Source organism: Streptococcus parasanguinis, from assembly GCF_901875555.1.
Lineage (GTDB): Bacteria > Bacillota > Bacilli > Lactobacillales > Streptococcaceae > Streptococcus > Streptococcus parasanguinis_H.
This window is the reverse complement of record NZ_CABFMD010000022.1, coordinates 158,261-170,396: the sequence shown is the minus strand read 5'-3', so window position 1 is coordinate 170,396 and position 12,136 is coordinate 158,261. Positions and strand designations below refer to the sequence as shown.

General features: G+C 41.2%; 12 protein-coding genes. 2 read left to right on the top strand and 10 right to left on the bottom strand.

Going from position 1 to position 12,136, the window contains the following annotated elements; all coding sequences use genetic code 11:
* Nucleotides 1-162: 162 nt before the first annotated feature.
* The 8 genes from JX304_RS05820 to rplK all read right to left on the bottom strand — a co-directional run bounded on the left by JX304_RS05820 (nucleotide 163) and on the right by rplK (nucleotide 6,646).
* Nucleotides 163-1,161, bottom strand: a complete 999-nt coding sequence (locus JX304_RS05820) for a PhoH family protein (protein ID WP_205011661.1) — start codon at nucleotides 1,159-1,161, stop codon at nucleotides 163-165.
* A 78-nt stretch (nucleotides 1,162-1,239) separates the two neighbouring features.
* Nucleotides 1,240-1,455 carry a YozE family protein gene (locus JX304_RS05815; protein ID WP_049507495.1) on the bottom strand — a complete coding sequence of 72 codons (216 nt, stop codon included), beginning with the start codon at nucleotides 1,453-1,455 and terminating at the stop codon, nucleotides 1,240-1,242.
* 10 nt (nucleotides 1,456-1,465) lie between these two features.
* Complete coding sequence (cvfB, locus tag JX304_RS05810) at nucleotides 1,466-2,320, bottom strand: RNA-binding virulence regulatory protein CvfB (RefSeq protein WP_205011660.1); 855 nt, start codon at nucleotides 2,318-2,320, stop codon at nucleotides 1,466-1,468.
* 99 nt (nucleotides 2,321-2,419) lie between these two features.
* Nucleotides 2,420-2,977 (bottom strand): ribosome recycling factor, encoded by a 558-nt coding sequence (gene frr / locus JX304_RS05805; RefSeq protein ID WP_205011659.1) that lies wholly within the window; start codon nucleotides 2,975-2,977, stop codon nucleotides 2,420-2,422.
* Between the two features lie 19 nt (nucleotides 2,978-2,996).
* Entirely contained in the window at nucleotides 2,997-3,728 is a 732-nt protein-coding gene (gene pyrH, locus JX304_RS05800; protein ID WP_187540374.1) for a UMP kinase, read from the bottom strand.
* Nucleotides 3,729-3,863: 135 nt separating this feature from the next.
* Entirely contained in the window at nucleotides 3,864-5,306 is a 1,443-nt protein-coding gene (locus tag JX304_RS05795; RefSeq protein WP_205011658.1) for an APC family permease, read from the bottom strand.
* 127 nt (nucleotides 5,307-5,433) lie between these two features.
* Complete coding sequence (gene rplA, locus JX304_RS05790) at nucleotides 5,434-6,123, bottom strand: 50S ribosomal protein L1 (protein WP_187540372.1); 690 nt, start codon at nucleotides 6,121-6,123, stop codon at nucleotides 5,434-5,436.
* A 97-nt stretch (nucleotides 6,124-6,220) separates the two neighbouring features.
* Entirely contained in the window at nucleotides 6,221-6,646 is a 426-nt protein-coding gene (gene rplK, locus JX304_RS05785) for a 50S ribosomal protein L11 (protein ID WP_003005369.1), read from the bottom strand.
* A 160-nt stretch (nucleotides 6,647-6,806) separates the two neighbouring features.
* On the opposite strand from rplK, the gene JX304_RS05780 reads away from it, so the two are divergent.
* The gene (locus tag JX304_RS05780) at nucleotides 6,807-7,151 is read left to right on the top strand and encodes a DUF3397 family protein (RefSeq protein WP_013903943.1); all 345 of its coding nucleotides are present in this window, start codon (nucleotides 6,807-6,809) and stop codon (nucleotides 7,149-7,151) included.
* Between the two features lie 93 nt (nucleotides 7,152-7,244).
* On the opposite strand, the gene JX304_RS05775 is transcribed toward JX304_RS05780, so the two are convergent.
* The gene (locus JX304_RS05775) at nucleotides 7,245-8,831 is read right to left on the bottom strand and encodes an ATP-binding cassette domain-containing protein (protein WP_205011657.1); all 1,587 of its coding nucleotides are present in this window, start codon (nucleotides 8,829-8,831) and stop codon (nucleotides 7,245-7,247) included.
* 83 nt (nucleotides 8,832-8,914) lie between these two features.
* Between JX304_RS05775 and JX304_RS05770 the strand changes: the two genes are divergently transcribed.
* Nucleotides 8,915-9,763, top strand: coding sequence for a helix-turn-helix domain-containing protein (locus tag JX304_RS05770; protein ID WP_205011656.1), 849 nt, complete (start codon nucleotides 8,915-8,917; stop codon nucleotides 9,761-9,763).
* A gap of 49 nt (nucleotides 9,764-9,812) precedes the next feature.
* Here JX304_RS05770 and JX304_RS05765 read toward each other — a convergent pair whose 3' ends face one another.
* Entirely contained in the window at nucleotides 9,813-12,131 is a 2,319-nt protein-coding gene (locus JX304_RS05765; RefSeq protein WP_205011655.1) for an HAD-IC family P-type ATPase, read from the bottom strand.
* Between the last annotated feature and the right edge of the window lie 5 nt (nucleotides 12,132-12,136).

The window sequence follows — 12,136 nt, the reverse complement described above, 5'->3', positions numbered from 1 at the left end:
CCTGCTTTTTAACCAACTTTTCTATACAATAAAATCAATTAAAACAATCGGATAAGGAGTAAAAAGGTCATTGAGTCAAGAGAGAAATCTCACACCAATTGATGAATTGGTTTAATGTCTAACATTCAAAAGGCAAAGATCCTCTGATCTTTGCCTCTTCTTTTATTCCGTTTCTTCTTCCACATCCGGTTTTTCTTTGAGCACTGGATTTGGGATTGGCTCGTAGGCCCGAATAATTTCTGCGACGACTGGATGGCGCACAACATCCTTGGCAGAGAAATGCACAAAGTCAATTTGAGAAATGTTCTTCAATTTCTCCTGAGCATCAATCAAACCGGATTTAACATTTCGCGGAAGGTCGATCTGACTGGTATCCCCATTGACAATCATCTTGGAGTTAAAACCAAGACGGGTCAAAAACATCTTCATCTGCATGATGGTAGTATTTTGCGCTTCATCGAGAATAACAAAGGCATCGTCCAAGGTCCGCCCCCGCATATAGGCCAAAGGCGCTATCTCGATAATCTCGCGCTCCATCATCCGAGTGGTTTGGTCCTTCCCCAGGATTTGGTAAAGAGCATCATAGACTGGACGGAGATAAGGGTCGACTTTTTCTTTGAGATCTCCTGGAAGGAAACCAAGGCTTTCTCCGGCTTCAACGGCTGGACGAGTCAAAATAATGCGCTTGACCTGACCACGCTTGAGAGCTGTGACGGCCAAGGTCACAGCTAGGAAGGTTTTCCCTGTCCCCGCTGGTCCGATTCCAAAGGTCACATCATGATTTTTGACACTATCGACATAGATCTTTTGGCCAAGTGTTTTAACCCGAATGGGCTTGCCGAAACTATCCTTGATAATCTCTTCTTCATAGAGAGCGATGAACTTATCCAATTCCCCATTTCTCACCATGGTAATAGCGGTCACCACATCTGGCGTTCCAATGGTCATGCCACGGTTGACGAGGACCAAGAGAGCCTGAATGACTTGACGAACCTGCTCGCAGCTTTCTTCTTTCCCAATGATCTGGACGATTTCTGTCCGGGCGTGAATAGTCACCCCAAATTCTTGCTCCATCAAACGAAGATGGCGCTCGTTGGATCCAAACAAATGAAAGAGATCGTCTGGATGCGTTAATGTAATTTCAACTGAATGTTCTTGCAAAAAAAGAACCTCTCTACCTGTGTTTTTTTCTATTATAGCAAAGAGGCCGAGAAAAAACCATCCTCGACCTGTCCTTTTCTAATGGGCTTGATATTCTTCCCAAATCGCATCAAAATCACTAAGATTAAAGGAAAAACTAGCATGCTCTTCCAGATAGCGACTGACCTCATCGAAGTCATCTGTATGTTTGGGAAAAGCAGACTCATGAAAAGCCAAATCCGCTAAAATGGCCTTAGGCGCATTGCTTTTGGGATTGCGCTCTGTCATCAGCCAAGTATAAAATGATTTTCTCATAAGCCTCCTCTTAGATGATCTCTGTTCCAAATTGGTCTTGCTTGATTTTTTTCGCCTTCATCAAACCACCCAAAGCCTTTTTGAACTGGCCTTTTGAAATCCCAAAGGTCGCCTTGATGTCTTCTGGAGAGGATTTATCATTCAAGGTCATAAAGCCTCCATTGGCTTCCAAATAGGTCAAAATCATTTGGGCATCGTTTTCCAACATTTCAAACGAACGTGGCTTCAAAGACAGATTCAAGGTCCGATCCACTTCGCGAAAACCAATGACACGGGCATCTAGGACTTGTCCCAAGCGGGGTTCTGCATACCGCTCACTTGGATGGATAAAGCCCAGCATATTGTTCTCTGGAAGGTAAACAAAGGTCCCTGAAAGCTTTAGGCGATAGACAATGGCTGGCCAGTTTTGGTTTTGCATATTGTTGTAGGCTGGACGAGCCAAACGCTGGAAATCTTCCTGATAGGCTAAGATCCCCCAAATGCGATCTTTCTTATCAACTTCCAAGCGAATATAGAGACGATCGCCCTTTTTAGGCCATAGTTCTTTGATCTCCGGTAGGATATCTAATGAGACAACGATCTGCTTATCTGGTAGCCCTGTATCCACAAAGACTCCCAGATCCTTGCGTACTTCTGTGACCGTCCCCCAGCCAAAGCTTTCTTGAGTTGCTGTGACTTCAAGCGTCGTGAGTCGGAGCTTTTGCTTCATATCGGTGTAGGCAAACCCCTTGACACTTTCTCCAACTTGATGCGGGCCTTCTGCTTTGTCAAGCGCGTAGGTCTGGCCATCTTTTTGAACAAAATAGAAGTGATCATTTTCATCAATGACCATTCCCATGATGTAGCTTGCTAGATTCGTATTCATGTTTCCTTCTTTCCTCTTGCCTCTTCACAAGAATAATGGAAATAAAACCCAGCCAGCAGTGCTAACTGAGTCTTTCTTTCCTGTAGTAGTTGAGATGGATTAAACTTCCATCAATTCTTTTTCTTTGTGCGCTGTCATTTCATCAACGTGTTTCACAGCGTCATCCGTAACCTTTTGGATCTCTTTTTCAAGACCTTTCAATTCATCTTCTGTGATTTCTTTTGCTTTTTCTTGTTTCTTGGCTTCGTCCATCGCATCACGGCGGATATTACGGATCGCTACTTTGGCACTTTCGCCCACTTTTTTCACTTCTTTTGCCAAGTCACGACGAGTTTCTTCTGTCAAAGCGGGAATGACCAAGCGGATAACAGATCCATCGTTGGCTGGAGTGATTCCAAGGTCAGAAGCATTGATGCTGTGCTCGATGTCTTTCAAAGATGATTTATCAAATGGTGTGATCAACAAGACACGCGCTTCTGGAATCGTGATAGATGCCAATTGGTTCAATGGAGTCTCTACTCCGTAGTATTCTACGAAAATACGGTCCAAAAGACTAGCATTTGCACGTCCAGCACGGATGCTACCAAATTCACGTCCCAAACTTTGGTGAGACTGGGTCATTCTTTCTTTTGCTTTTTCTACGATTAGGTTTGCCATAATGTTCCTCTATTTTCTATTATTTTTCTACGTTATTTGATACGGTTGTACCGATATTTTCACCAAAGACAACTCGTTTGATATTGCCTGGTTCGTTCATATTAAAGACAACCAAGTCAATGTCGTTGTCCATGGAGATCGTGGAGGCCGTTGAGTCCATGATGCGAAGACCTTTGTTGATGACATCACGGTGAGTCAATTCCTCAAATTTCACAGCTGTCTTGTCCTTCTTCGGATCGGCGTTGTAAACACCATCAACCCCATTTTTCGCCATAAGAATAGCATCTGCTTCAATCTCAGCTGCACGAAGAGCTGCGGTCGTATCTGTTGAGAAATAAGGAGAACCGATCCCTGCGCCAAAGATCACGATCCGATCTTTTTCAAGGTGACGAAGGGCACGACCACGGATATAAGGTTCTGCGACTTGTTGCATGGCAATCGCTGTTTGAACACGAGTATCCACGCCAACTTGTTGAAGTGAATCAGCCATCACAAGAGCATTCATGACAGTCCCAAGCATTCCTGTGTAGTCTGCTTGGACGCGATCCATCCCTGCTTCAGCAGCAGGTTCTCCACGCCAAAGGTTTCCACCACCGATCACCAAGGCAATTTCAATTCCAAGTTCATGAACTTCCTTGATTTCTTGCGCCATATTTTGGACTGTTTTGATATCAATTCCGACACCACGTTCGCCGGCAAGGGCTTCACCAGATAGCTTGATTAAGATACGTTTATACTTAGGTTCTACCATTTTCTCTCTCCTTTTTTGATCTGTATTATTTTACCATAAATTACGCTTTTTATATAGTCATATCCATCAAAATTTTTCATTTTTCCAAAGCCCTTTGACAAGTGAAAAACCCAGTCCGAAGACTGAGATTTTCAATTATACTTTTTTCTTTTCGCAACGGGCAATCCATGGTAAGATAATGCCTAATGCAATCAAGACAAGCGGAGTCAAGATATTGGTCAATAGTGAGAATTGCCAAGCGACTGGGTCTACCTTAAAGTCCACTTTTGGCACCATCCCTAAAATACAGGCAAAGGCCGTAAACAGGAAGCACCAAGCCCCAATGATAAAGCCAAGTTTTGGACTCTTGGTCATCTTGTATTCTGCATCTTTGTACTTCTTCCAAGCACGATTGAGCATGATATAGGCAAAGAATACCCAGAGATACCGCATTGGCATCACAACAGAGTTCAGGTTGGTCATCCATTTTACCAAACCATCGATTTCTTGAATCCCAAAGAGGGGAACAACGATGAGAAGACTGACCAAAATCCCTGTCAAGAGGTAACCATTTGTCAAGATGCCTTTCTTGCTGCGTTTACGAAGCCAAGAAGGAATATATTCTTCATCTGCATTATGGAGCAAGATTTGAAGAGGAGCATCGATTGAAAAGGCTAGGGCTGCAATTTGTCCAATCATGTCCGTCAAGGCATAGATAACTACCAAGACATTGCCAACTCCCCAGTGTTTTCCAAGAATTTGGAAAGCTTGGAAGGCACCATTTCGCATCAAATCTTCTGGAATATGTCCACTGTCAAAAAGCATCCCCATAGCCAAGGAACCAAGGATGGCAGAAAGTCCAACCATGATCGCCATGACAATCATTCCTTTCGGAAATTCACGCGCAGGATTACGGGTTTGATTGACATAAGGCGAGATCTTCTCAGCCCCACCTACTGCAAAGACTAAAAGAGAAATGGTCGTGAAATATGAAAAGTCAAAATTTGGAATATAGGTACTCACCTGATCCATATGTTGGGTTGCAAACTTTATACCCGGATTGAGGAAAGGAACTCCAACTGCTAAAAGGACAAAAAGGAAGGACATGATCAGCATGGCACTACCAGCCAAACTACCGATGACTTTCAAGGTCGTCAAGCCTTTGGTAGAGAGGTAGAGGAACATTCCAAAAATGATCAAGCAGAGGATGACCACCCATTGGATGCTTAAGCCACTCACAAATTTGTCATTTCCTTGAAGAACCCAACCGAGAGAAATCAAAATTCGTTGAGGTTTTTGGGCTAAATAGGGAATGTGTACAACCCAGTAGGTCCAGGCCGCAAAATAGGCAAGACGTTTTGTAGAGGTCTTTTCAACCCACTCGCTGACACCACCTCCACTTTCTTTAAAGGTTGAACCCAGTTGACCAACAATCAAGGCATAGGGGATGAAATAGATAGCCAAAATCAAGATCCAAGAAACAATAACAGAAATACCTTGGGTCGAATAGTTATTCACGACATTACCCAATCCCCACACCATATTAAAAGCAATGAGTGAGACCATGAGCCAATTCAATTGGTTGTGATCTTTCTTCATAATAGATCTCCTTATTTTTTGATAGATCTAGTATAACATTTTACTTTTGTTTTGTAAGCGTTTTCTACTCGTTTTATTAAAACTTTTTGGATAAAAAAAGCTACCCGAAGGTAGCTTTTCATTTACATTAAAGTGAGTTAACATCCACTTTGATACCAGGACCTTGAGTTGTTGTCAAAGTCAAGCTAGTTACGTAAGTACCTTTAGCTGTAGCTGGTTTTGCTTTTTGGATAACATCGTTGAAAGCTTTAAAGTTTTCAACCAATTTAGTATCATCGAATGAAACTTTACCGATGATGGCTTGAACGATACCTGCTTTATCCGCACGGTAAGTGATTTTACCACCTTTAGACTCTTCAACTGCTTTCGCAACATCCATAGTTACTGTACCAGTTTTAGGGTTTGGCATCAAGTTACGAGGTCCAAGGACACGTCCAAGACGTCCAACAAGAGCCATCATGTCAGGTGTAGCGATAACTACGTCGAAGTCCAACCAACCATCGTTGATTTTCGCAACAAGGTCATCTTCACCTACGAAGTCTGCGCCAGCAGCTTTTGCTTCTTCAGCTTTTGCACCACGTGCAAATACAAGAACGCGAGCAGTTTTACCAGTTCCGTTTGGCAATACCATTGCACCACGGATTTGTTGGTCAGCTTTTTTCACGTCGATGTTCAAGTTGTAAGCAACTTCTACAGTTGCGTCAAATTTTGCAAAGTTAGTTTCTTTTGCAAGAGCTACAGCTTCTTCTACGCTGTAGACTTTTGTGCTGTCGATTTTTTCAAGAGCAGCACGAAGTTGTTTGCTTTTTTTAGCCATTTTATCTTTCTCCTTGTAATGTGGTCATATCGATTTTCATCTCCCACGTCACTCGTCATTTGATCAAGTGTATTGCGGGCAAATAGGATTGTTACAATTAGTCAGTAACAGTGAATCCCATAGAACGAGCAGTACCTTCGATCATACGCATTGCAGACTCAATGTTTGCAGCGTTCAAATCTGGCATCTTAGTTTCAGCGATTTGTTGTACTTGTGCACGAGTTACAGTTGCAACTTTCGTTTTGTTCGGTGTACCTGAACCTTTTTCAACACCTGCAGCTTTTTTCAAAAGAACAGCAGCTGGTGGTGTTTTTGTAACGAAATCGAATGATTTGTCTTCATAAACAGTGATGACAACTGGGATGATCATACCAGCTTGATCAGCTGTACGAGCGTTAAACTCTTTAGTGAATCCCATGATGTTGATACCTGCTTGACCAAGCGCTGGACCAACCGGTGGAGCTGGAGTAGCTTTACCAGCAGGGATTTGCAATTTTACAAGTTTTTCGACTTTTTTAGCCATTTCTTAAATCCTCCTTTGTGGTTTTGGCGGTAATTACAGATTTTTACCTCCCACAAGTATGCTTTGTGCATACCTTTCTATTATACACGATTTCTTATTTTTTGCAAGAAAAAATCAAAATATAGTAAACTTTTTTTCCGTTTTATGATAGAATGAAGCTATGTTAATCAAAGTTGCTTCTGTATTATTTATTTTTTTAACGTTGATTCTGAGCGGTATCATTGTCCACCTTTTTAAGCTTCAAAAAAGAGGATGGCGATCGACCGATATTGCCTTTCCTTTATTTGCCTTAGAGTACTACCTGATCTCAGACAGCGCCTTTTATCACAGCCTCTTACCACTGCTAGCTTTAAGCCTTTCGCTTTTAGCCTTGGGGCTAACGATTTATTTCTTAAAAAAGAAAAAGAGTTTTTACTACCCTAAATTTATCAAATACTTCTGGCGCGCTGGATTTTTGGTTACCTTCTTGCTCTATCTGATCCTAACTGCTAGTTTGTTTATCTAATACTGAAAAAATACCATCTTGTTTCATTTCAAGGTGGTATCTTTTTTTAACCAACTACGACGATTTGAATGAACTAGTAAGTCTTTACCATTGTTAATGATTCATTTTTACAATTTTATGATCGACAATCTGATAAATAGAATCGTAATCTTCTTTCTGGTATTTATGAGCTATTTCTATCAAGGTACACTTTTGTTGAGCCAATATTTTTCGAATCTCTCTTGCATTTGTTTGATCCAATGCTGCTGTCACCTCATCGGCTAATAAAATGGGTTTTGGTCGGAGAATACACCTTGCAATTTCTAGTTTCATCATTTGTCCTCCAGATAAATTCTGTGGATCTACTTGATACTCTAAATCACCAGCTAATTCGTCCCAAAGATGAACAGATTCTAAAGCTTTTTGAAGTTGGTCATCTGAAAACTCCTGAAACAGGGTCAAATTTTCTTTTACAGTCCCCTTAAATAGATAAGGTTTTTGATGAATGAGATTGACCCTGTCGTAAGAAGGATAGCAAGATTTTCCTTTTCTATCTATCAACTCAATACTTCCACTATATTCCTTATCTTCTCCACATAATAAGTGAAACATAGAAGTTTTACCACTACCACTGGTACCTGTGAGAAGTACTTTCTGACAAGCAGCAATCGTCAGGTTTGTATTTCTAAAGATCAAATGATCTCCAAATGTCTTTGTTAAATCATCGATCTGAATACTGAGCTTTTCTGCAAAAGGTTCTAAAATGGTTGTCGTCTCATCCACTTCAGGCATTTTCAAAATCGACACAACTTTCTTTTTGACAACCATTGATCCTTGCAAATTAGAGGTCATTTCTAATAATTGTTGCAAAGGGGAGATTAGATTCATAGAAGCCGTCATCATGGCGATGAGGGTTGTCAGAGACAGGGTCGTAGAAGGAAGAAGCAACAAACCTGTTAACAAGGGGGCAATCAGTCCTAATCCTTTTAAGGGACCCGTCCAAAACATGACTAAATTGTGTGTTGTATAGTAGGTATATTGTTGATGCTCCGTTTCACTAATTTCTTTCAGAACATGTTGAGAAAATTCAGTTCCGGCTTGATTGCTTTGGATGGTTTGAATTCCTTTGCTGAAATCGGTGATACTTGATAAACTTTTCTTTCTTGCCTTACTTAGCTCTTCCCCACGTTTTTGTAGGAGTTTGTTAAATACAAACTGAGGAATGATCATCAAGAAACCACCTATTGTAAAGAGACAACCAATAAAAAAGTTCTGCATGATGAGATAGACTATAGATGCTAGAATGGATAAGCCAAATACTGGATAAATGAGCATAGGAGTCAAAAATTCTTGCCAAAACATCGGAATATCCTGTGTTAAAAATGAGTTTAACTCTGCCTCTGTATACTCTAATTTTTTTAGATGAAAGTAGGTTAAAGTTTTCTCCGAGATCAATATGTTGAATTCTTTGATGATCGATCGAACTAGAAGATTATCGATATACATACATGCATAGATCAATACAAATAGAGCAATTCCTCCTATACCAAAGACAAGTAAGGCTCCCTTATCTCGCGGATTAATTTCACCTGCAAACTGAATAATAAACGATAACAAAAGCCCTTGAAGTGAGTACAAAACAGCAAATAGAACATACAACATCAATTTCCATTTAGATAAACTTTTTAGAATGACTTGCATCTTATTTTTCTCCTTTCCCTTTTTATAGATATAGTATATAATATAAAAAAATAGTATATAAAAAATTACGGAAATCCGAACAAATGGACATTAGAGAAAAATTTAAATTGATTCGAAAACAAAGAAAAATCTCCTTAAGAGAACTTGGGAATATCGCTGGTTCTGCTTCGAGTATTTCTGATTTTGAAAATGGGAAAACCAATCTATCCAATGATATATTGCTTCAATTATTGGGGTACATGATTGTGGAGATTAATGAGATCTTTGATTGGAGTGATTTCCATAGTGCTGAGTTTTTAACCTTGAAAAAACGAATGGATGAAGCAATGGAAAACTCGGATTGGCCATCACTTCTTCAAATAAAAAATGATTTGCAAGAATTAGCGATCTCAAAGCATCAATACATTTACCACATCCTCTCCCTCGTTTTAGAGATTATCATTGCAGAAAAACAGCACAAAACCGTTTCACAGCAGGCAATAAATGAACTGACGGATTACTTTTTTTCATTAGATTATTGGACCAATCTTGACATTGGGTTAATGGGAAGTGTGGTCTCCTATTTCACAACTGAGGCTATTGTTCTCTTTACGGATACAATTTTGGAAAATACACCGGACAAACTTAAGAACAATCTAGATCGAATCAAAATCGATACGATTTTAAATTTGGTATCTGTCTTAATCAGTAGAAAAGAAAAAAGTGCTAGCAAACAACTGCTAACACTTCTATTCGAAAAACATTTCCCTAACTATTTTGCATTTCAAAAATTATACTTACTAGAATTAAAGGCCATCTATCAAAGTATTTGGGAAGATCCAAAGCAAGGGAGATCTCTCCATGATAATGTTATCCATTCGGTTTCATTGTTACTTTCAAAAGCCGAAGCACAAGAATGGGATGCCTATTTTCTAGAACTAACTGAACAGTAAAAATATCGTCATCCAATCGAAACTATTTTATCTGTTTTGCTCTTTTCTTTTATTTCTTCCGATGAAAAAACCAGCCTACTAACTTCTTGAAGACCTGAATCAAGACGAGAGCAAGAACTGCCATGATGGCGCAGATAAGCAGCGTTTGAAGCCTCAAGGGGCTCATGTTAAAGAATTTTCCTAGGATACTACTTGATACCATAAAAGCCAGGATATTTCCTAGAAGAACCAGTCTCTTGTAGTGATTGAGAGGCTGAGATTCTTGATAGATGATGGCAAAACCGACGAAGGCCATCAAGCAGATGGCTGCACTCGAGAGCTCTTCCGATTTCATACCAAATGCTGAAGAGAATAAAACCAGACTAAAGATCAGTATAAAATCCGTCAAGGCTGCAGGCAAGGCATGTTTAAAGACCGTTTCGATAAAGCGTCCCTTGATGCGCTCACTGTTAGGCTCAAGCGCCAAGAAGAATCCTGGAATCCCAATCGTAAAGCCACTGATCAAGGACATCTGCGAGGGCATGATGGGATAGGTAAAGGCTAAGAGCGTCACTGAGATGGCCAACAAAATGGAGAAGATATTCTTGATCAAAAAGAGACTAGCTGATCGTTGAATGTTATTGACCACCCGCCGACCTTCTGCCACGATAGACGGCATCTTCCCAAAGTCAGAATCCAGTAAGACCACTTGTGCCATCTTTTTGGTCGCATCATTTCCAGATTCCATCGCAATACTACAATCCGCTGTTTTTAAGGCTAAAATATCGTTGACACCATCTCCGGTCATAGCGACCTTGTGTCCTTTTGCCTGCAAGCCTTCTACAAGGCTTTTCTTTTGCTCTGGTGTCACCCGACCAAAGACCGTATACTGGCTCGCCGCTTGGTGCAAGTCTTCTTCCGTCCGTAAGGTTCTGGCATCAATCAGATATTCTGCTCCTTCAATGCCTGCTTTTTGTGCAATAGCTGAGACGGTAGCAGGGTTGTCCCCTGAAATGACCTTAATGGTTACACCTTGTTCTTTAAAGTAGGCGAAGGTTTCTTTGGCATTTTTTCTTAAAGGATTGGAGAGAATGATCCAGGCTATCAAATCTACAGGAGCCTCTAACGTCTCTCCAAGGTCTTCTCCCCTATACTTTCCAAAGGCCAAGACCCGATTACCTGCCTGCGTAGCTGGGGTGATCTCTTTTTCAAGCTCAGAGAAGCACTCTCGTAAAACAAATTCTGGTGCGCCTAATACATAGATCCCAGATTCAAAGGCAATCGCCCCATACTTTTTCTTGGACGTAAAGGGCTGAACGTCAAAAGCCTTCCAAGGCTGGCTGACAGGCGTCTTGTGAAATTTTCGGATCGCATCCATGGTATCGTTTTGATCCATACTAGCCTTGACATACTGAGCTAGAGCTTCCATGTCTTGAGCGTCTTTAACTGGACGAATCTCTGTCACTTCCATACCAGGCTCTGTAATGGTCCCTGTCTTATCAACACAAAGGACATCCACACGCGATAAGGTCTCAATCCCCTTCATGCTATTGAGTAGAACCTTTTCCTTGGCCAATCTGACAGCACCCAGAGCCAGCGCCAAGGTCATCAAGAGGTACAAACCTTCTGGAATCATCCCGATCAAGGCTCCGACTGTTGAAGTCACACTGAGCTTAAGGCTGTCACCTAGGCTGATATAGCTACGAAGAAAAAGGAGGGAACCTAGCGGAATGATCAGGAGACCAATGATCCCTACGATGCGGTTAACCGCATGAACCATATCAGACTCCTCATGGGACTTGACCTGCTTGGCTTCCAAGCTCAATTGGTTGATGTAGGAGTCATTCCCCACTTTTTCCAATCGTGCCAGTCCTTGACCAGCAATCACAAAACTACCTGACATGAGCGCATCTTTCGCTCCTTTTTTGACCTCATCCGCTTCACCGGTCAATTGCGATTCATCGACTTTTAAGTCGCCCTCCAATAAGACCCCATCCGCATAGATTTGGTCTCCAGCTTGAAAACGAACCAGATCGCCCTCCACCAGCTGATCGATAGGGAGGGCAATTTCTTTGCCCTCGCGAATAGCAACCGCCTCACTCATATGCAGAAATTGCATCTGACGCAAGATCCGTCTAGAGCGAACTTCTTGTACAATTCCTACCAAGGAGTTGACCACGACAATCGGGACAAACAAGAGATTGTTCCAAGACTTCACTGCTACCAGCAAAATAGCCAAAATCAAAAATATCAGATTAAAGTAGGTAAAGACATTGTCTCGAATGATCTGTCCTAGGCTTTTTTCTGTCTTGATTGTGACCTTATTTTGCTTGCCCTCTTGGATCTTTTTTGCTACTTCTTCCTGACTGAGTCCTTCTAATTTATTCATTGCTT

Excerpts from the sequence above, each read along its gene's own strand:
- pyrH (WP_187540374.1), bottom strand. The coding sequence starts at position 3,728 with ATGGTAGAACCTAAGTATAAACGTATCTTAATCAAGCTATCTGGTGAA.
- JX304_RS05765 (WP_205011655.1), bottom strand. The coding sequence starts at position 12,131 with ATGAATAAATTAGAAGGACTCAGTCAGGAAGAAGTAGCAAAAAAGATC.
- cvfB (WP_205011660.1), bottom strand. The coding sequence starts at position 2,320 with ATGAATACGAATCTAGCAAGCTACATCATGGGAATGGTCATTGATGAA.
- JX304_RS05770 (WP_205011656.1), top strand. The coding sequence starts at position 8,915 with ATGGACATTAGAGAAAAATTTAAATTGATTCGAAAACAAAGAAAAATC.
- rplA (WP_187540372.1), bottom strand. The coding sequence starts at position 6,123 with ATGGCTAAAAAAAGCAAACAACTTCGTGCTGCTCTTGAAAAAATCGAC.
- rplK (WP_003005369.1), bottom strand. The coding sequence starts at position 6,646 with ATGGCTAAAAAAGTCGAAAAACTTGTAAAATTGCAAATCCCTGCTGGT.
- frr (WP_205011659.1), bottom strand. The coding sequence starts at position 2,977 with ATGGCAAACCTAATCGTAGAAAAAGCAAAAGAAAGAATGACCCAGTCT.
- JX304_RS05780 (WP_013903943.1), top strand. The coding sequence starts at position 6,807 with ATGTTAATCAAAGTTGCTTCTGTATTATTTATTTTTTTAACGTTGATT.
- JX304_RS05815 (WP_049507495.1), bottom strand. The coding sequence starts at position 1,455 with ATGAGAAAATCATTTTATACTTGGCTGATGACAGAGCGCAATCCCAAA.
- JX304_RS05795 (WP_205011658.1), bottom strand. The coding sequence starts at position 5,306 with ATGAAGAAAGATCACAACCAATTGAATTGGCTCATGGTCTCACTCATT.
- JX304_RS05775 (WP_205011657.1), bottom strand. The coding sequence starts at position 8,831 with ATGCAAGTCATTCTAAAAAGTTTATCTAAATGGAAATTGATGTTGTAT.